Origin of the sequence: Nocardioides panacihumi (genome assembly GCF_039530925.1) — a bacterium.
Classification (GTDB): domain Bacteria; phylum Actinomycetota; class Actinomycetes; order Propionibacteriales; family Nocardioidaceae; genus Nocardioides; species Nocardioides panacihumi.
Genome location: NZ_BAAAPB010000005.1, coordinates 225,669 through 244,724, shown reverse-complemented (window position 1 = coordinate 244,724; position 19,056 = coordinate 225,669). Strand labels below are relative to the sequence as shown.

Annotated in this window: 16 protein-coding genes; 7 read left to right on the top strand and 9 right to left on the bottom strand. The window is 71.3% G+C overall.

What is annotated here, in order from left to right:
• Positions 1 to 50: 50 nt before the first annotated feature.
• From ABD205_RS20110 to ABD205_RS20085, 6 genes are all read right to left on the bottom strand, one after another.
• Complete coding sequence (locus ABD205_RS20110; RefSeq protein ID WP_344047979.1) at positions 51 to 2,789, bottom strand: cation-translocating P-type ATPase; 2,739 nt, start codon at positions 2,787 to 2,789, stop codon at positions 51 to 53.
• A 27-nt stretch (positions 2,790 to 2,816) separates the two neighbouring features.
• Entirely contained in the window at positions 2,817 to 5,498 is a 2,682-nt protein-coding gene (locus tag ABD205_RS20105; RefSeq protein WP_344047977.1) for a bifunctional acetate--CoA ligase family protein/GNAT family N-acetyltransferase, read from the bottom strand.
• Positions 5,495 to 6,517 carry a type I glyceraldehyde-3-phosphate dehydrogenase gene (gene gap, locus ABD205_RS20100; RefSeq protein WP_344048215.1) on the bottom strand — a complete coding sequence of 341 codons (1,023 nt, stop codon included), beginning with the start codon at positions 6,515 to 6,517 and terminating at the stop codon, positions 5,495 to 5,497. The genes ABD205_RS20105 and gap overlap by 4 nt, the downstream gene beginning before the upstream one ends.
• 229 nt (positions 6,518 to 6,746) lie before the next feature.
• Positions 6,747 to 7,595, bottom strand: coding sequence for a universal stress protein (locus ABD205_RS20095; RefSeq protein ID WP_344047975.1), 849 nt, complete (start codon positions 7,593 to 7,595; stop codon positions 6,747 to 6,749).
• A 5-nt stretch (positions 7,596 to 7,600) separates the two neighbouring features.
• On the bottom strand, positions 7,601 to 8,500 hold the full coding sequence (locus ABD205_RS20090) for a class I fructose-bisphosphate aldolase (RefSeq protein WP_344047973.1): 900 nt from the start codon (positions 8,498 to 8,500) through the stop codon (positions 7,601 to 7,603).
• Between the two features lie 28 nt (positions 8,501 to 8,528).
• Positions 8,529 to 8,801, bottom strand: coding sequence for a DUF1876 domain-containing protein (locus ABD205_RS20085; RefSeq protein WP_344047971.1), 273 nt, complete (start codon positions 8,799 to 8,801; stop codon positions 8,529 to 8,531).
• 264 nt (positions 8,802 to 9,065) lie between these two features.
• Here ABD205_RS20085 and ABD205_RS20080 point away from each other — a divergent pair, with 264 nt between their 5' ends.
• From ABD205_RS20080 to ABD205_RS20055, 6 genes are all read left to right on the top strand, one after another.
• Positions 9,066 to 9,851: an ATP-binding cassette domain-containing protein gene (locus tag ABD205_RS20080; protein ID WP_344047969.1), complete on the top strand. Its 786-nt coding sequence runs from the start codon at positions 9,066 to 9,068 to the stop codon at positions 9,849 to 9,851.
• Positions 9,851 to 11,107, top strand: a complete 1,257-nt coding sequence (locus ABD205_RS20075) for a transketolase C-terminal domain-containing protein (RefSeq protein ID WP_344047967.1) — start codon at positions 9,851 to 9,853, stop codon at positions 11,105 to 11,107. The genes ABD205_RS20080 and ABD205_RS20075 overlap by 1 nt, the downstream gene beginning before the upstream one ends.
• Positions 11,108 to 11,125: 18 nt before the next feature.
• A complete protein-coding gene (locus ABD205_RS20070; RefSeq protein ID WP_344047965.1) occupies positions 11,126 to 12,166 on the top strand; it encodes a thiamine pyrophosphate-dependent enzyme in 1,041 nt (346 codons plus the stop codon).
• Complete coding sequence (locus ABD205_RS20065; RefSeq protein WP_344047963.1) at positions 12,153 to 13,790, top strand: NAD(P)-binding protein; 1,638 nt, start codon at positions 12,153 to 12,155, stop codon at positions 13,788 to 13,790. The genes ABD205_RS20070 and ABD205_RS20065 overlap by 14 nt, the downstream gene beginning before the upstream one ends.
• Positions 13,791 to 13,804: 14 nt before the next feature.
• The gene (gene ppsA, locus ABD205_RS20060) at positions 13,805 to 16,213 is read left to right on the top strand and encodes a phosphoenolpyruvate synthase (protein ID WP_344047962.1); all 2,409 of its coding nucleotides are present in this window, start codon (positions 13,805 to 13,807) and stop codon (positions 16,211 to 16,213) included.
• A 330-nt stretch (positions 16,214 to 16,543) separates the two neighbouring features.
• Complete coding sequence (locus ABD205_RS20055) at positions 16,544 to 16,723, top strand: hypothetical protein (protein ID WP_344047960.1); 180 nt, start codon at positions 16,544 to 16,546, stop codon at positions 16,721 to 16,723.
• Between the two features lie 26 nt (positions 16,724 to 16,749).
• On the opposite strand, the gene ABD205_RS20050 is transcribed toward ABD205_RS20055, so the two are convergent.
• Genes ABD205_RS20050 through ABD205_RS20040 form a run of 3 tightly spaced genes read right to left on the bottom strand, consistent with a single transcriptional unit; the run spans position 16,750 to position 18,456 of the window.
• The gene (locus tag ABD205_RS20050) at positions 16,750 to 16,947 is read right to left on the bottom strand and encodes a DUF1918 domain-containing protein (protein WP_344047959.1); all 198 of its coding nucleotides are present in this window, start codon (positions 16,945 to 16,947) and stop codon (positions 16,750 to 16,752) included.
• A gap of 22 nt (positions 16,948 to 16,969) precedes the next feature.
• Positions 16,970 to 17,959, bottom strand: coding sequence for a zinc-dependent alcohol dehydrogenase family protein (locus tag ABD205_RS20045; protein ID WP_344047957.1), 990 nt, complete (start codon positions 17,957 to 17,959; stop codon positions 16,970 to 16,972).
• Positions 17,956 to 18,456: a hypothetical protein gene (locus tag ABD205_RS20040; RefSeq protein ID WP_344047955.1), complete on the bottom strand. Its 501-nt coding sequence runs from the start codon at positions 18,454 to 18,456 to the stop codon at positions 17,956 to 17,958. Before ABD205_RS20040 ends, ABD205_RS20045 begins: the two co-directional genes overlap by 4 nt.
• Positions 18,457 to 18,576: 120 nt before the next feature.
• Here ABD205_RS20040 and ABD205_RS20035 point away from each other — a divergent pair, with 120 nt between their 5' ends.
• Positions 18,577 to 18,996, top strand: coding sequence for a pyridoxamine 5'-phosphate oxidase family protein (locus tag ABD205_RS20035; protein WP_344047954.1), 420 nt, complete (start codon positions 18,577 to 18,579; stop codon positions 18,994 to 18,996).
• The last annotated feature ends 60 nt before the right edge of the window (positions 18,997 to 19,056 follow it).

The following is a 19,056-nucleotide window of genomic DNA, read 5'->3' as shown; positions in this document are numbered from 1 at the left end:
CCGGACAGCCCGCGCCCCGACACCGTTCCGGCGTCGGAGCCGTCCTGCGCTCAGTCGTTCGCGACGGTTGTTCGCAGCGACCGTCGCCGGCGTCGAAGACCGCGATCCAGCTCGTCGACCCCCCACGTGACGAGCGGCAAGGGCAGCAGGGCCAGCACCATCCACGGCGACGGGACCGCAGTCCCGAAGAGCCGCTGCAGGGGTGGCACCACCACCACGCCAGCCGAGAACACCAGCTCGAAGGCGATGCCCCACAGCAGCATCGGATTGGTGGTGAGGCCCACCTCGCGCAGGGACGCGGTCTGGGTGCGGGCCGCGACCGCGGTGCCCACCTGGCACGCGACGATCCCGAGGAACGTCATGGTCGTGGCCTGCTCCCACAGGTGGTGCAGCGGACCCCTGCTGACGTCGTCACCCGGGCTCCAGCCACCGTCGACCAGGGTCCAGAGGAACAGGCCGGTCACCAGCACCGCGGACGTGCCGCCGAGCAGCCCCCAGGCCCTGGCGAGCATGGGTCCGTCGATGACGTTCTGCGTGCGGCGCCGCGGCGGCTTGTCCATGAGGCCCGGCTCCGCCGGCTCGCGTCCCAGGGCCAGGGCGGGCAGGGTCTCGGTGCCCAGGTCGATCGCGAGGATCTGCATGACGGTCAGCGGAAGGGGGATGCGCCCGCCGGACAGCGCGTATAGGAGGAACGGGACGACCTCCGGGGTGGCGTGGGCGAAGATGTAGACGATGAACTTCCGGACGTTGTCGTAGACCTGGCGGCCGGCCTGGACCGCTGACACGATGCTGGCGAAGTTGTCGTCGGTCAGGATCATGGTCGAGGACTCGCGTGCCACGTCCGTGCCGGACCTCCCCATGGCGACCCCGATGTCGGCTCGCCGGAGTGCGGGCGCGTCGTTGACGCCGTCGCCGGTCATGGCGATCACGTGTCCGAGGCTGCGCAGGGCGTCGGCGATCCGGAGCTTCGCCTCGGGGGAGCTGCGGGCGAAGACGAGCTCGGAGTGCTCGGTCAACAAGGCATCCAGCTGGCGCTCGGACATCGCGTCGAGGTCGCGGCCGGTGATGAGCGGCATGTCGTCCGCACCGATGCCGACCCGGCGGGCGATGCCTTGCGCTGTCAACGCGTGATCGCCGGTGATGACCACGAGGCGGATGCCGGCATGGTGGCAGCGCTCGACGGCGTCGCGGACCTCGGGACGAGGCGGGTCGATCATCGCGACGAGACCCAGGAGCTCGAGATCGCGTTCGACGTGATCTCGCGGAGACCCCGACCGGGCGCCGTCGAGAGAACGGCGAGCGATCGCCAGCACGCGCAGTCCGGTCGCCGCCCAGGTGCCGACCATCGCGAGGACGTGGTCGCGCTCCTCGGCGCTCAGCGGCCCGCCGTCGACGTACGAGCAGAGCGGGAGAACGTCCTCGGGGGCGCCTTTCGTGTGCGCCCACACGCCGCTCGGGTCTCGGTCGATCGTCGTCATGCGGCGCAGTTCCGGATCGAACGGAAACTCGGCGAGGCGCTGTGGTGTGTCGGCGACCCCGGCTGCCTCGGCTGCTGCTCTGAGTGCCGTCTCGGTCGGGTCGCCGGAGACGATGCCGTCGCCGAGAGTGGTCAGGTCGGTGCAGGCTGCCGCTGCGCGCAGCATGTCCCGGCTGCGCTCGTCCGCGGCTTCACCGCCCGCCAGATCGACCGTCCCGCCAGGCGTCCACGTGCGTTGCACCTGCATCTGGTTGAGGGTGAGCGTGCCGGTCTTGTCCGTGCAGATGACACTCGTCGAGCCGAGGGTCTCGACGGCTGAGAGTCGTTTGACGATCGCGCCCTGGCGGGCGAGGACACGAACACCGACCGCAAGAGCGAGCGTGATGGTGGGCAGGAGTCCCTCGGGCACGTTCGCCACCAGGAGGCCGATGGCGAACGTCACGGCGTCCTGCAGCGGCAGGCCCGCGGCGAGGGTGCCGATCGGCACGAACGCAAGACCCAGGCCCAGACCGACGAGCGCGATGATCCTCGCGACGCGTTTGACCTGGCGCTCGAGCGGTGAGTCCTCGGTCCGCACGCGCTGGGACAGAGCGGCGATCCTGCCGATCTCCGTGCGCATGCCGGTCGCCAGCACCACGGCGACCGCGTTGCCCTGCGTGCACGTCGTCCCGCTGAACAACAGGTTGCCGGCCTCGATCGGTGGGCCCACCTCACGGGGCGGCGAGGCGGTGCGGCTGACGGGTGCCGACTCGCCCGTGAGCATCGACATGTTCACACGCAGACTGCCCTCGATGACGCGCGCGTCAGCGCTGACGCTCTCGCCTTCGGCGACACGCATGATGTCGCCACGCACCAGGTCGCGCGCGGCGATCACGCTGGTCGATCCGTCGCGCACGACGCGAGCGGTCGCCGGCAGGTAGCTCGAGAGGGCCTCGACGGCCCGCTCCGCATGGCGTTCCTGGATGACCGCGAAGACGGCGTTGAGGAGGATCACGACCACGATGGCGCCGGCGAGGGGAGCCGACCCGCTCACCGCGGCCAGCGCCGCGGCGACCCAGAGCAGCGCCGCCAGCGGGTGGACGAGCTGACTGACGACCTCGGCCGCGAGTCCGGACCGCCGGTGGGCGGTGAGCGCGTTCGGGCCGTCGACCTCGAGCCGACGAGCTGCCTCACGCTGCGCCAGGCCGTCGAGCGAGGTCCGCAGCGTCGCCAGCAGGCGTGCTTGGTCCTCACGTGCCTCGGCTTCGGTGTCGTCGGGTGAGGACGGTGCTGCCGGAGTGAGCGACCCGGAGCGTGGCGCAGTGGCGGTCATGGGGTGGCTCCTGGCGGAGGGTCGGGGTCAGGCCGGGTCGCGGAGCCGTCGGGGAACGCCGTCGTCGTCGGTGGAGGCGGGGCGGAGCGCGACCTTGGCGTCGACGGCAACGGCGCCGCCCGGCTGGCAGAAGACGGGGTTGAGGTCGAGCTCGGAGAGCTCGGGGACGTCGAGGGCGAGCTCCGCGAGGGAGACGACCATCCCCTCCAGGGCGGCGACGTCGACCCGGGGCGCACCGCGGTAGCCGTCGAGCAGCGGCCACATCCTCAGCGACCGGATGGCCCGAGCGGCGTCCTGCGCGGAGACGGGCGGGAGGAGGAACGTCCGATCGGCCAGGATGTTGGTGGCGATGCCACCCGCCGCGACCATGACGAGCGGCCCGAACCCGGGATCGCGAATGACACCCATCGCGACCTCGACACCCTCGACCATCGGCTGCACCAGGACCGCCGTGTGCTCGGTGCCGACGATGGCAGCGAGGTCGCGGGCGCCGGCGGTGACCGCGGAGGCCGTCCGGAGGTCCACCCGCACGAGACCGCGGTCGGTCTTGTGCACGATGTCCGGACTCGCCGCTTTGAGCACGACGGGGAAGCCGATCTCGGCGGCCGCGCGAGCCGCCTGGTCCGGGTCCTCGGCGACGAGGCCGACGGGCGCGAGCCCGTAGGGGTCGAGCAGGTCGTGCACCTCGCCGGGCGGCAGCCAGCGGGCGGCGTCCTGGGTGGGGTCGACCAGCTTCGCGGCGACGGCGCGCACCGCGTCGGTCCGCGCGACGTCGCGCGGCGCGTACGACGCTGGGGGAGTGCGTCGCCACTCGGCGTACTGGACGGCGTGCGTGATGGCGTCGATCGCGTGCTCGAGGGCGTGGTAGACGGTGACGCCACCGGCTCCTTCGCCGAGATCCCCCAGACCGACGAGCACGATCGGCTTGTCCGCGTGCTGCGCCTGGAGCGAACCGAGGGCCTCGACCAGGGGACTGGCCGTTGCGACGGTGGTCGGGACGAGCACGACGAGCAGGACGTCGATCTCGTCGCTGCCGAGGAGCCCGTCGACGACTCGGGTCATGTGCCCGGCGGTCGCTCCGGCGCCGAGGTCGACGGGGTTGCTGGTGCCGACGGTGACGCTGACCTGCGTCGCCAGCTCGGCCCGAAGGTCACCGGACAGCTCAGGCACGAGCAGGCCGGCGGCCTCGGCGGAGTCGACGGCGAGCACGCCCAGGCCGCCGGCGTTGCTCACCACACCGAGTCGCCGGCCGGAGGGGAGCGGCTGCTGGTCCAGCAGCAGCGCGGTCCTGGTCATCGACTCGGCACTGTCGCACCTGATGACACCCGCTTGGGCGAACAGGGCCTCGACGCCGACCGCCGGTGTCGCGGCCGCCGCGGTGTGGGAGGCACCGGCGCGCCGGCCGCTGGCCGACAGGCCGCCGACGACGGCCAGCAGAGGCTTGCGCGCCGCGAACCGGCGGGCCACCCGTGCGAACTTCCGCGCGTTGCCGAACGACTCCAGGTAGAGGGCGGCGGCTGTGACCGACGGGTCGTCGACCCACGCGTTGAGGAGGTCGTTGCCGGACACATCCGCCTTGTTGCCGAGTGAGATGAAGGCGTGCACGCCGAGACCGTGCCGGCGCGCCGCGTCGAGGAGCGCGATGCCGACGCCACCGGACTGGGATGCGACGGCCAGACCACCAGGACGCGGGACGCTGCTGGTGAAGGTCGCGTTGAGCCTGATGTCGGGATCGTTCGAGGTCACGCCCATGCAGTTCGGTCCGACCAGGCGCATGCCGTGGCTGCGTGCCAGGCGCAGGATGCTGCGCTGCAGGTCGGCTCCCTCCGGGCCGAGCTCGCCGAAGCCGGACGAGATGACCACGGCGGCCGGCACTCCGGCGGCGGTTGCGTCGTCGATCGCCGCCACCACCTGATCGGCGGGGACGGTCACGATGGCGAGGTCGACGTGGTCGACGATGTCCCGCAGTCGGCGAACGGTGGTGATGCCCTCCATCGAGGGCACATCGGGATGGACCACGTGGACCTTGCCGGTGAACCCGCCGTCGATGACGGAGCGGAGCACCGCGTGCCCCAGGCCGCTGCCGTCGCGGCGCACGCCGATGAGCGCCACACTCCGCGGATAGAGCAGGGGGCGCAGCGAGCGCGCCTCCGACGCAGACTCCCGGGCGTCGGCGGCCTCGACCGCTCGCGCCGTGGCCTCGGTGCTCATCTCGACGGAGACCTCGCCCCGGTCGATGTGCCGGACCGTGTCGAAGCCGGCGTCCCGGAACACCTGCAACATCGCGTTGTTGTCCGCGAGCACCTCGGCCACGAACCGGTGGATGCCCCGGTTGCGGCACGCGGCGGCCACGTGCTCGAGGAGCAGGCTGCCGAGCCCGTGCCCGTGCTCGCGGTCCGCGACGAGCATGGCGACCTCGGCAGCGTCGGCACTGAGGATCTCCGCGCTCACGACGCCGACGAGCTCCTCGGACACGACCGCCACCAGGGTCAGGACGGCATCCTCCGGCGCGCTGAGGAGGTGGTCGACGTACCGGTGGGCGGCGATGCGGCCCGGGGTGAAGAAGCGGAGGCGGATGCTCTCGTCCGCGACCGCGTCGTGGAGCGCGATCAGGCCGGCCCGGTCGGAGCCGTCGAGCGGGCGGATCGAGGCGATGCGCCCGTCGGAGAGGAGGACGTCCGCGGCGCGGGGCGGACTCGGGGAGGTCATGCTGTCGGCCCGCGGTCGGACCTGCCGATGAGGCGGCACAGGTCGGCGAGCCGTGACGTGTAGCCCCACTCGTTGTCGTACCAGCCGAACACCTTGACCATGCGTCCGGAGGCCTGCGTCAGACCCGCGTCGAACACGCAGGACGACGGATCAGCGATGACGTCGGAGGAGACCAGCGGCTCGTCGGAGTAGGTCAGGAACCCGGCGAGCGGGCCGGTCTCCGCGGCCGCTCGGAACGCCTCGTTGACGTCCGCGACGCTGGCCTCGCGCTCGAGAAGGACGGCGAGGTCGACCAGCGAGCCGTCGACGACCGGGACGCGCAGCGCCACCCCGTCGAGCCGTCCGGCCATGTCCGGGAGCACCTCTCCCACGGCCTTCGCCGCGCCCGTCGTGGTCGGGATGATGTTGACCGCGCCGGCACGCGCTCGCCGCGGGTCCTTGTGCGGCCCGTCCAGGATGTTCTGGTCGTTGGTGTAGGCGTGCACGGTGGTCATGAGGCCGCGCTCGATCCCGAAGGCGTCCCGCAGGACCTTGACCATCGGCGCGACGCAGTTGGTCGTGCACGACGCGTTCGACACGACGTAGTGGTGGTCGGGGTCGTAGGTCTCGTCGTTGACGCCCATCACGATCGTGGCGTCGACGCCCTTCCCGGGCGCAGAGATCACGACCCGGTGGGCGCCCGCGTCGAGGTGGGCCCGGGCCAGCTCACGGGTGCGGAACCGCCCGGACGACTCGAGGACGAGATCGACCCCGTGCTCGGCCCAGGGGATCCGGTTCGGCTCGGCGTAGCGGCTGACGGCCACCTTCGCGTCGCGCACGATCAGGAGGTCCTCGCCCGCGACCCGAACGTCTCCGGGGAACGGCCCGAACGTGCTGTCACGTCGGAGCAGCCGTTGCAGGCTCTGGGTGTCGGCGATGTCGTTCACCGCGACGACCTCGAGATCCGACGATCCGGCTGCGAGCCGCATGAAGGCCCGGCCGACGCGGCCCATGCCGTTGATTCCGATCCGTACCATGATCCTTCGCCTCTCGACCGGCGCTGCCGGCTCGCTCGTTCACTCCGACGACGCGGCCCCGCCGAGGAGTACGGCGGTCAGCGCGCGTCCACTGACAGGGGTCCGATTCGGGCCCACTCGTCATGCTTCTCCGGGGCCCGTCGCCTCGATGCGGCCATGCGTCATCAGCCGAGGGACGTTGGTCCCGTGGCCACTGCCCTCGTCCCGCCGACGAGGTACTCGAACGAGATGCTCAGCGGACGACGGCCACCGAGCAGTGGGCATCGTGGAGGACCCGCTGGCTCACCGACCCGAGCAGCAGCTCGGCGAAGGCGTCGCGGCCACGCGACCCGACGACGACCATCGATGCCACCGCGCTCGAGTCGACGAGCGCCCGCACGGGCGACACGGCGATCGACTCCGTGAGGATCTCGACGTCGGGATTCTCACGCGCGGCCGCAGCGACCCAGTCCCGGAGGAGCCGCTCGGCGTGCTCGATGCGGATGGCCACCTCGGAGGAGAAGATGTCGTCGGTGGTGCCCTTGGCCGGCGTGACGGCGTGGAAGCCGTGCACGGCGAACACGGTCTGCTGCTGAGCGCGTGCCAGCCCGCACGCGAACCGGAGCGCACGGTCGCTCTCGGGGGACCCGTCCACGCCCACGACGATGTGGCGGGAGTCGGGACGATGCGGCCGTCGTACGACGACCACGGGGCAGGTGGCGTGCCGGGCGAGGTGCTGGCTCACCGATCCCGTCAGCGAGCCGGTCATCAGACCGTGTCCGCGACTGCCGACGACCAGCATCTCCGCACCGTGGGAGGCGGCCAGCAGCGTCGGGACCGTCGGCCCGTGCCGGACGGCGATGCCGCTGTCATCGAGGTCCGAGGAGCTCAGGACGGTGACGGCGAGCTCACGCCACTCGGCCGCCGCCTGCTCGGCGTGCTCGTGGTGGTGGCCGAGGACGGGATCGAGGTCGTTGACGACGATGACGGTCTCGAGCGCCAGGTCACGCCGGCGAGCTGTCTGCGCGCCCCACTGCAGGGCGAGGTCCGCGTCGGGCGAGCCGTCGTAGCCGACGACGATGCGCGAGAGTGCTGTGTCCATCACGATCACCCGGCCGAGCTCGGGTGCTCTTCGAGCACCTTGCGCAGGGTCGCCACGAACCGCATCGACTCGTCCCGGTCGCGCTGCCAGACGTTGCGCCCGAAGATGAGTCCGGTCGCGCCGGCATCCATCGAGCGGCGCGCCTTGTCGAACATCGCGTCGTCGCCGGCGTGGCTGCCTCCGGAGATGAGCACGAGCGACCGGTTGGCCGACCGTACGACGGCGTCGACGGCCTGCTGTGCCGAGACGGCCGTGCCGTAAGGGTCGGGGACGTGCTCGGTCTTGTCCGGGTGCGGGAAGTTGAGCTTCACGACGTCGGCGCCGAGCTCGCTGGCGGTCCGGGCTGCGTAGTCGACCGCGTAGAACGAGTCGCGTCCCCCCTTGGCCTCGATGGCCGAGCCCCGCGGATAGGCCCACACGATCAACGGCATCCCGAATCGGGCCGCGTCCGCGCGCACCTTGCGGTACTGCTCGAAGTCCGCTTCCTGTGCAGGTGTGCCGACGTAGAGCGTGTAGCCGACAGCATCGGCGCCCAGCCGCACGGCCTCCTCGACGGTCGCGTTCAGGGGCGAGAGCGCCTCGGCGTCGGAGGGGATCTCCGTCTTGCCGTTCAGCTTCAGCACGAGGGGGACCTGACCGGCGTACTCCCAGAAGAACTGTTGCGCCAGGCCGATCTGGAGGACGACTCCGTTGAAACCACCCTCGATCGCGAGGTCGAGGATGTAGCGCGGATCGGAGGAGGCCGGGTTCGCGGCGAAGTCGCGCGGTCCGTGCTCGAGGCCCTGGTCGTAGGGGAGGAAGAGGGCGGTGCCGTTGCGCAGACCGTGATCGAAGAGGATGCGTCGCAGTCGGCTGTGCTTTCCGGGGCCGAGCCCGTGGCTCGCCAGGGTGGGACGCTCGTTCATGGTGGTCACCTCGTCGTCGTCCGCGTGATCAGTCGACCGCGATGACGGCGGGGTGCTCGGGGTCGGCGGCTGCCACGTCCGTCAGAGTCGCTTCGAGGAGGTCGTGGGCGAGCCCGGTGACGGCCCGGCAGGCCGCGAGCTCGTCGCCGATCTCCGGGACGTCGCGGTCCGCGGGGTTGCGACGTGCGACTCCGCGATGGCGGAGCTCGGTGCCGACGTCGGTGCGGAGCACCGCTTCGGCGCGCGTGACGTTCTCGTCCTCGTAGAGGTAGATCTCCACGTGCCAGGTCCGGGTGTGCATGGTTCCTCCTCGGTGATGGGTGGTCGTCGCGGGTCTCCCCACGCCTCGCCACTTCCCTCTTGTCAGCGTGGCCGAGCCGCGGCACCGCCGAAGTGGGCCTCGGTCACTGGCGTGACGGACGTTGGTCCCAAGCCCCGAGGTGCCCAGGGCACATGGACCCTCGGGGTCCGGTCATTCGTCTCTTCCACGGCGCTCGACGCTGCGACCACCGTGGAGTGCGCCCGTCCGACGAGATGTCGGGCGCCACCCGAGGAAGGAGCCGACGTGGAACCGTCCCTGCCTCTGCTCAGGCTCGAGCACATCGACAAGCGGTTCGGCTCCGTCGAGGCGCTGACCGACGTCAGCTTGGACATCCCGGCCGGACAGGTCACCGCGCTGGCCGGGGACAACGGCGCGGGCAAGTCCGTGCTGATCAAGTGCGTCGCCGGGATCCACCCGCCCGACGGCGGCCGGATCCTGTGGGAAGGGCACGAGGTCCACATCGGGAGCCCTCGCGATGCGGCCTCGCTCGGGATCGAGACGGTCTACCAGGACCTCGCGCTGTGCGACAACCTCGACGTCGTCCAGAACATGTTCCTGGGAAGGGAGCGGGAGCATCGGCATCTCGTGCTCGACGAGCAGTCGATGGAGACCGCAGCGCGTGACACGCTCGCGTCCCTCGCCGTCACGACCGTGCAGTCGCTGCGCCAGCCCGCCGGCTCACTCTCGGGTGGGCAACGGCAGTCCGTGGCGATCGCCAAGTCGGTGCTGTGGCACTCGAAGCTGGTCATCATGGACGAGCCGACGGCCGCGCTCGGCGTCGCCCAGACCGCGGTGGTGCTGCGGCTGATCCGCGCCCTGGCCGAGCGAGGTGTGGCCGTCATCGTCATCTCCCACAACATGAACGACGTCTTCGAGGTGGCCGACCGGATCGCTGTCCTGTACCTGGGCCGGCTGGCAGCCGTCAGGCCGGTGGGCGAGCTCGACCGGTCGATGGTCGTCGAGCTGATGACCGCAGGGCACTCGGACCGGCTCGCCGAACCGGTGCCGGAGCTCGGAACGAGGGTCTGATGCTGAAGCAGATCGAGGGTTCGCTCGCCGTCGCCGAGACGGTCGGCCTGTGTCGCCCGCAAGTCGTCGCCGCCTACCCGATCTCGCCCCAGACCCACATCGTCGAGGCGCTCTCGGACCTGGTGCGAACCGGAGAGCTGGACCGGTGCGAGTACCTCATGGTCGAGTCCGAGTTCGCCGCGATGTCAGCCTGCATCGGCGCATCCGCCATGGGCGCTCGCGCCTACACCGCCACCGCGAGCCAGGGTCTGCTCTTCATGGCCGAGGCGCTGTTCAACGCCTCCGGCCTCGGCCTCCCGATCGTCATGACGGTGGCCAATCGCGCGATCGGCGCGCCGATCAACATCTGGAACGACCACTCCGACGCCATGGCGATGCGGGACTCCGGCTGGATCCAGCTGTACGCCAGCTCGAACCAGGAGGCCGTCGACCTGCACGTTCAGGCGTTCCGCCTCGCCGAGCGGCTGTCCCTCCCCGTCATGGTGTGCATGGACGGGTTCGTCCTCACCCATGCCGTCGAGCGCGTCGACGTGCCTGACCAGGCATCGGTCGACGAGTTCCTCCCGGCGTACGAGCCCCGGCAGGTGCTCGACCCGGCCCATCCGGTCTCCATCGGCGCCATGGTCGGCCCCGAGGCGTTCACGGAGGTCAAGTACCTCATGCATGCCCGGCAGATGGAGGCGCTCGACGAGATCCCGCGGATCGCGACCGCGTTCGAGGCCGCGTTCGGTCGCTCGGCCGGTGGCCTCGCCAGGAGCTATCGGGCCGAGGACGCCGAGACCGTCGTGGTCGCCCTGGGATCCCAGGTCGGCGCCATCGAGGTCGTGGTCGACGAGCTCCGTGCCTCGGGCGAGGCGGTCGGACTCGTCGACGTCACCTGCTTCCGCCCGTGGCCGAGCGACGAGATCAGGAGGATGCTCGCGGCCGCGCGACGCGTGGTCGTCATCGAGCGCGCCTTCGCGGTCGGAGCCGGAGGCATCGTCGGGCAGAACACCCGTCTGGCGCTCGCCGGCACGCCCACGGTCGTGTACGACGTGGTCGCGGGGCTCGGCGGGCGGCCGGTGACCACGTCGGCGATCCGCGAGGTCCTCCTCGACGCGATGTCCGACCGGCTCGAGGAGGGGCGCCTCCACTTCCTCGGACTGCTATCCGACCTGGTCGACGCCCAGCTCAGGCGCGACGCCGCGTCGGTGCCCGGGCCGCACGCCGAGGCGATGCTCCGCGACGTCGGCATCGTCGGCTCCGGGACGCTCTGAGACACGGGGGGATGCACCATGGCACAGCAGGAGATCAAGCTCTACCAGGTCGACACCTTCGTGGTCGGAAACCGCCTCCTCGATCCGGACCAGCGGTCGGTGCAAGCGCGGATGGACCGCTCGAACTCGATCACGTCGGGCCACCGGGCCTGCCAGGGTTGCGGTGAGGTGCTCGGCGCCCGCTACGTGCTCGACGCAGCCATGCGCGCCACGGGCGGCAAGCTCGTCGCGGCGAACGCGACGGGTTGCCTGGAGGTCTTCACGACCCCCTATCCCGAGACGTCGTGGCAGCTGCCCTGGCTCCACTCGCTGTTCGGCAACAGCCCGGCCGTGGCCAGCGGCATCGCTGCCGCGCTGCGAGCTCAGGGCCGTACCGACATCCGCGTCATCGGGCAGGCGGGCGACGGGGGCGCCGTCGACATCGGGTTCGGGTGCCTGTCGGGCATGTTCGAGCGCAACGACGACGTGCTGTTCGTCTGCTACGACAACGAGGGCTACATGAACACCGGTGTCCAGCGCTCGGGAGCGACCCCGCCGGCGGCGCGAACGGCGAACACCAAGCCGGTCGGCGCCGAGCCGGGCAACGTCTTCGGCCAGGGCAAGAGCGTCCCGCTCATCGCGATGGCGCACGAGATCCCGTACGTGGCCACCGCGACCGTGGCCGAGCTGCGTGACCTCGAGGCGAAGGTCGAGAAGGCCATGACGATGCGCGGAGCGCGCTACCTCCACGTGCTGGTGCCCTGCCCGCTGGGTTGGGGATCGGCATCCTCCGACACGATCAACGTCGCCCGGCTCGCGAAGGAGACCGGTCTCTTCCCCGTCTTCGAGGCGGAGCGTGGCCGTGTCACCTCGGTCTCGAAGATCCGCCGGCGTCAGCCGGTCGAGGCGTACCTCCGACGCCAGAAGCGGTTCGCCCACCTCTTCGCCGAGCCACGACGTGACGACGCCGCCGAGGTGATCGCCCGCCTCCAGGCGCAGGCCGACCGCAACATCGAGCGCTTCGGGCTCGTCGGCCCGGACGAGACCGAGACACGAGGAGCTGACGATGACCGAGACTGAGAAGCCGTTCGCGATCACGCTCGACGTGGGCTCGAGCCGGGCGAACAAGACCGGCTCCTGGCGCACCGAACGGCCCGTGTACGTCGATCTGCTGCCGCCCTGCGCCGGAGCGTGTCCGGCGGGCGAGGACGTCCGGTCGTGGCTCTACGACGCCGAGGACGGCGGCGACGGGTACGAGCGCGCCTGGCGCCGGATCATGGAGGTCAACCCGTTCCCGGCGGTGATGGGGCGCGTGTGCTACCACCCGTGCGAGACGAGCTGCAACCGCGGCCAGCTCGACAGCCCGGTCGGGATCAACTCGGTCGAGCGCTTCCTCGGCGACGAGGCGATCCGGCACGGATGGGCCGTCGAACCGGACGCGCCGCCGACCGGCCGATCGGTGCTGATCGTCGGCGCCGGGCCGTCCGGGCTGTCGGCGGCCTACCACCTGGCCCGCAAGGGTCACGCGGTGACGATCCGGGACGCCGCGCCGCGCGCCGGCGGGATGATGCGGTTCGGCATCCCGGCGTACCGCCTCCCGCGTGACGTGCTCGACGCCGAGATCCGGCGCATCCTCGACCTGGGCGTCCGGCTCGAGCTCGACACCCCGGTCACCGACCTGCGGCAGGCCATCGAGGGCTTCGACGCCGCGTTCCTGGCCGTCGGCGCTCAGGTCGGGCGGCGGGCCTACCTGCCCGCAGGGTCGGCCGCCCACGTCCTCGACGCCGTCTCGATGCTGCACGGGCTCGAGGAGGGTGAGCGGCCGCTGCTCGGCCGCCGGGTCGCCGTCTACGGCGGAGGGAACACCGCCATCGACGCCGCTCGTACCGCCAGGCGGCTCGGTGCCGAGGAGGCGGTCATCGTCTACCGACGCACGCGCGACCGGATGCCGGCCCACGACACCGAGGTCCGCGAGGCCGAGGACGAAGGGGTGCTCTTCCGGTGGCTCACGACCATCAAGCAGGCCGACGACGGCGTCCTGCGCGTCGAGCGGATGGAGCTCGACGACTCCGGGTTCCCGCACCCGACCGGGGTCGTCGATGACCTTGCCGCCGACTCGCTCGTCCTCGCGCTCGGCCAGGACACCGACCTGTCCCTGCTCGACGGCCTTCCCGACGTGGTCGTGACCGATGGGGTCGTGCGCGTCGACGACTCCCTGATGACTGGCCACCCCGGTGTTTTCGCCGGCGGGGACATGGTCCCCGGCGAGCGGTCGGTGACCGTGGGAGTCGGGCACGGCCGGAGGGCCGCAGAGCAGATCCACGCCTGGCTGGCCAGGACGCCCGCGCCGCGGGATGCCGAACGCCGGGAGGCCGGGTTCGACCGGCTCAACACCTGGTACTTCGCTGACGCACCGCGCACGCACCGGGCCACGCTCGACGCGGTCCGTCGGCAGTCCACCTTCGACGAGGTCGTCCAGGGGCTCGATCCGACGACCGCGCTCTACGAGGCGCGCCGTTGCCTCTCGTGCGGGACGTGCTTCTCCTGCGACAACTGCTACGGCGTCTGCCCGGACAACGCGGTGCTCAAGATCGGGCGCCCGGGCGAGAAGTACGTGATCGACCTCGACTATTGCAAGGGATGCGGGCTGTGCGCGGCCGAGTGCCCCTCGGGTGCGATCGACATGGTTCCCGAAGAGATCTGACCGAGGAGGACAAGATGGAACTCATCCGTGGCTTCGCCGAGATCGGCGTCGGAGACATCGCCAGTGTCGGAGGCAAGAACGCATCGCTCGGCGAGATGTACCAGCGGCTCGGCGCCGCCGGCGTCCGCGTGCCGAACGGGTTCGCGATCACGGCCGACGCCTACTGGCACCTCCTGGACAGCGCCGGACTCCGTGCGCCGCTCACGGAGCTGTTCGCCGACCTGCGACCCGACGACCCCGCCGACCTGTCCAGACGAGCCGGGGCGGCCCGGCACCTCGTCTACGGCGCCGGCCTGCCGCCGGACCTCGACGATGCGCTGCGCCGGGCCTACCGCACGCTCGAGCAGGAGTACGGCGACGGGGTGGCCGTCGCTGTGCGAAGCTCGGCCACGGCGGAGGACCTGCCGACGGCGAGCTTCGCGGGGCAGCACGAGACCGTGCTCAACATCAGCGGCGAGGAGCAGCTGGTCGACGCCGTCCTGCGCTGCTTCGCGAGCATCTTCACCGACCGCGGCGTGCACTACCGCGCGACGCAGGGCTTCGGTCAGCTCGAGGTGGCGCTCTCCGTCGGCGTGATGAAGATGGTCCGCTCCGACATCGCCGCCTCCGGCGTGATCTTCACCCTCGACACCGAGTCGGGCTTCCGGGACGTCGTGCTCGTCACCTCGTCGTACGGACTCGGCGAGCTGGTCGTCCAGGGGACGGTGGACCCTGACGAGTTCTGCGTCCACAAGCCGACGTACGAGGCCGGCCACCGCACCGTGCTGCGCCGCCGACTCGGCAGCAAGGCGGTCCGGATGGTGCTGGGGGACGGGGCGTCGTCGATGTCCACGACCCTCACCGAGCCGACGCCGCACGCCGACCGGACGCGGTTCAGCCTCTCCGACGACGACGTCCTCGAGCTGACGGGGTCTGCGCTGGCGATCGAGCGCCACTACGGGCGGCCGATGGACATCGAGTGGGCCCGCGACGGTCTCGACGGGCTGCTCTACATCGTCCAGGCCCGACCCGAGACCGTGGTGTCGCAGCGGTCCGGCACGACGCTGACCACGCACGTCCTCGACAGCCACGGCGACCTCCTGATCACCGGGCGCGCCGTGGGGGAGCGCGTCGGCATCGGAACGGCGCGCGTGGTGTCGAGCGTCCACCAGCTCCCTGACGTACGCCCCGGCGACGTCCTGGTGGCCGAGACGACGACACCCGACTGGGAGCCGGTCATGAAGCTCGCGGCCGGGATCGTGACCAACCGGGGCGGTCGGACCTGCCATGCGGCGATCGTCGCCCGCGAGCTCGGCATCCCTGCCGTGGTCGGCACCGGGAACGCCACCGAGACCATCCGGGACGGCGCCGAGGTCGCCGTGTCCTGCGCCGGAGGGGAGACCGGCCGCGTCTACGGCGGGCCGGCCGCGTTCCACGTCGAGGAGCATCGCATCGACGACCTGCCCCGCCCGCGCACGCAGATCATGGTCAACCTCGGCAACCCCGACGTCGCCTTCGGCACGTCCTTCCTGCCCAACGACGGCGTCGGCCTCGCCCGGATGGAGTTCATCATCAGCGAGTCCATCCAGATCCACCCGATGGCGGCGCTGCACCCCGAGCGCGTCGCCGACGAGGCGACGCGGGCGCGGATCCGCGACCTGGTCCGCGGCTACCCCGACGGCGGCGCCTACGTCGTCGAGCGCCTCTCGGAGGGCATCGGCACGATCGCCGCGGCGTTCTACCCCAAGCCCGTCGTCGTCCGGATGTCCGACTTCAAGACGAACGAGTACGCCAGCCTGCTGGGTGGCGCCGCCTTCGAGCCGCACGAGGAGAACCCGATGCTGGGGTTCCGCGGTGCGTCGCGCTACGCCCATCCGGCGTACGAGGAGGGCTTCGCGCTCGAGTGCCGCGCCATCCGGCGGGTGCGCGAGCAGATGGGCCTCACGAACGTGATCGTCATGCTGCCGTTCGTGCGGCGGCTGGACGAGGCCGACCTCGTGCTCGCTCGGATGGCCGAGCACGGGCTCGAGCGCGGACGGAACGGACTGGAGATCTACGCGATGTGCGAGATCCCCAACAACGTCATCCTCATCGACGAGTTCGCGCAGCGGTTCGACGGCTTCTCCATCGGCTCGAACGACCTCACCCAGCTGACCCTGGGCGTCGACCGCGACAGCGAGGTGGTCGCCTTCGACTACGACGAGCGGGATCCGGGGGTCAAGAGGATGATCGAGCTCGCCGTCGAGGGATGCCGGCGCAACGGACGCCACTCCGGCCTGTGCGGCCAGGCGCCCTCCGACCATCCCGACATGGCCGAGTTCCTGGTCGGCATCGGCATCGACTCGATCAGCCTCAACCCTGACAGCGTGCTCCGGACCACCCGCGCCGTCCTGGACCTGGAGGAGCGGCTGGGTCGGCGCGCCGACGCGGTGGTCGCGGGCTGAGCGGTCACACGACGCGAAGGGCGCGATGCCGGCGGCGAGCGGCTCGCCGACGATGCCTGGCGTCGAGCCCGATGCCGTCAGGAGTCGACGAGCAGCACGCTTCGGTCGTGGAAGGTGTGGGTGTGTCGAGCGTCGACTTCGAGCCGTGGACCTGGAGCCTCGGCACCACCCGTTTCCAGCGCTTCCCGCCGAAAGGCCCGAGACGGAGGTCCCGGTTCCGTCGTACCGAGGTCCCAGGAAGTCCGGACGAGAGGCCCTGCTGCGGACGTGCCGCGGCGGCCAGCATGGAGTGGTCGGGTCGCTTCGAACAGCGACACTCCACTGAACGGGATGAGTGCGATGACCACGGACCGCTACGTCTGGCTCGCCGCCCACCCCGCCGCGGGCAGGCCGTCACTGTGCGGTTGCGGGCAGGAGCTCGACGACGGTGTCCGGCAGCACTGTCCGCGCTGTGGTGCCGCCCTCGTGTCCGACGTCGTCGACCCGGCCACCCGCGCGAACGTCGTCTGAGCCGAGGATCCGAACGCCGCCGAGCGTCACGCCTCGTGGTCGAAGTGCTGGACGTGCGCGTCAGGCCCCGGGAACACGAGCGACTCGTGCCCGTTGTCGGACCAGCGGACCACGTACGGCGGGCTGCCGTCCGCATGACGCACCTCGATGATCTCGCCGTCCCGCGCCGGGATCCCTTCGTGGACCCCCATGACGACGAGCCGGTCGCCGACCGCTGCGAACATCGCACTCACCCTTCCGAACTTGTCAGGACCCGTAGGCCGTCAGCACCGCGACGCCTCTGACACGGTCCGCCGCGAGGTCGGCGACCGCCTGGTCGGCGCTCGCCATGGGGTAGCGGGTGACATGTGCCCGCAGCCCGAGCCGGTCCGCCAGCTGGAGCAGCTCCGCGCCGTCGGCACGGGTGTTGGACGTGACGCTCGTGAGGGTCCGCTCGTCGAAGAGCTGGCGGCGGTAGTCGAGGGCCGGGATCTGGGAGACGTGGATCCCTGCGACCGACACCGTGCCGCTGGGCCCGACGGCGCCCAGGGCCTCGGCGACCACCTCGCCTGCCGGAGCGAAGACGATGGCGGAGTCGAGCGGGGGCACCGCGGAGCCGGGTGGTCCGACCGACGCGGCTCCCAGCGCGGTCGCCAGGTGGCGGGCCTCCTCACCGCGGGTCACGACATGCAGCTCCGCGCCTGACGCGAGCGCCAGCTGCGCGGTGAGGTGTGCGCTCGCTCCGAATCCGAAGATCCCGAGCCGGCCACCCGGCGGAACGGCCGCGCGCTTCAGCGCCCGGTAGCCGATGATGCCGGCGCACAGGAGCGGCGCCGCCTGGACGGGGTCGAGCTCCGCCGGCAGGGGATAGACGTACGCCGCAGGCGCGACCGCGTACTCGGCGTACCCGCCGTCGACGTCCCAGCCGGTGTAGCGCGACATCCGGCAGAGGTTCTCGCGGCCCGAGCGGCACCACCGACAGCTTCCGCAGGTGCTGCGCAGCCAGGGCACGCCGACGCGGTCGCCGATACCGATGTCGCCGGTCTCGCCACCGGATCCGACGACGACGCCGACGATCTCGTGGCCCGGGACGACGGGGGACCGGTGCTGGGGGAGCTCCCCGGCGATGACGTGGAGGTCCGTACGGCACACCCCGCACGCCTCGACGTGGACGAGCAGCTTGCCGCGGACAGGCTCGGGCACCGGGAGGTCGACCGGCTGTAGTCGCCCGTCGCCGAAGGTCTGCCACGCCCTCACGCCCGTCTCCCGGGAGCGCTGGGCGTGCCGCCACGCGTACGGGGCGTCGTGTACGCGTGGCGGGGCAGAGCGCGTGTCCGGCCGGGCGTCGTGCCGCGCCACTCGGCCCGATCCGCCCAGGCGAGTGTCGACAGGACGACCAGCGCGGGAACGGCCCAGAGCCAGAACCCGAGCCCGAAGAGCAGGAGCAGGGCGTGGAACACGATGGTCGCCGCCCATCCGATGCCGACGGCCCTCCCGCGGGTCAGCAGGAGGATGCCCGCGACCGTCTCGCCCAGCGCCAGGGCCCCGGCCCAGAGCCGCGGCTGCGCCATGAACACGTCGGCCCAGCCCCGGCTGACGAAGCTGAAGAGCGCTTGGTCGGCGAAGTGCCGGTACGCGGTCGGATCGGCGGACAGGATGCCGACGTGGATGCCCCCGGTCCAGATGAAGAAGGCGCCGATCGAGCGTCGTGCTCGTGGCACCTGCAGGAAGTTGAGGAAGTGCGGCACCGGCATGTGTCCATCGTCTGCGTGCCGACGACACCGCGCTGAGGGTCCGAGGTCCCGTCCTGGAAGGACCAACTGACCTGTTTCCGGCCCGCGCTCACGGGCACGATCGCCCTGAAGGGGCGACACGTGAAGGAGACGATCATGGACGCCGAGTCGACGGCCGCCTCGAAGGGTGCTCTCGTGGACCTCGACGAGGCCACGTGCTGGAGTCTCCTCGGGCCTGCCGGTATCGGCCGCCTGTCCTGGACCAGCGGCGGCAAGCCCTTCGTCGTTCCGGTCAACTACCGCGTGTCCGACGGAAGGCTCGAGGTCGTCACCGCGGCGTACTCCGCCATCGCCCGTGAGTGCGACGACGCGTTCGTGGCGCTCGAGGCGGACAGCACCGACGCCGAGCATCACGCCGGGTGGAGCGTGCTGGTGCAGGGCACCGCGGCCATCGACTTCCAGCACCCGTCGTCGGACGGTCCGAGGCCGTGGCCGGCGGGAGTCCGTCGCCAGCTCCTGGTGATCACGCCCGCGTCTGTGACCGGTCGGCGACTGACCTGACCGGGACGTCATGCGAGCTGGCTGTCCTGGCCACCACCTCGTATGACGTCCCGCCGGCGA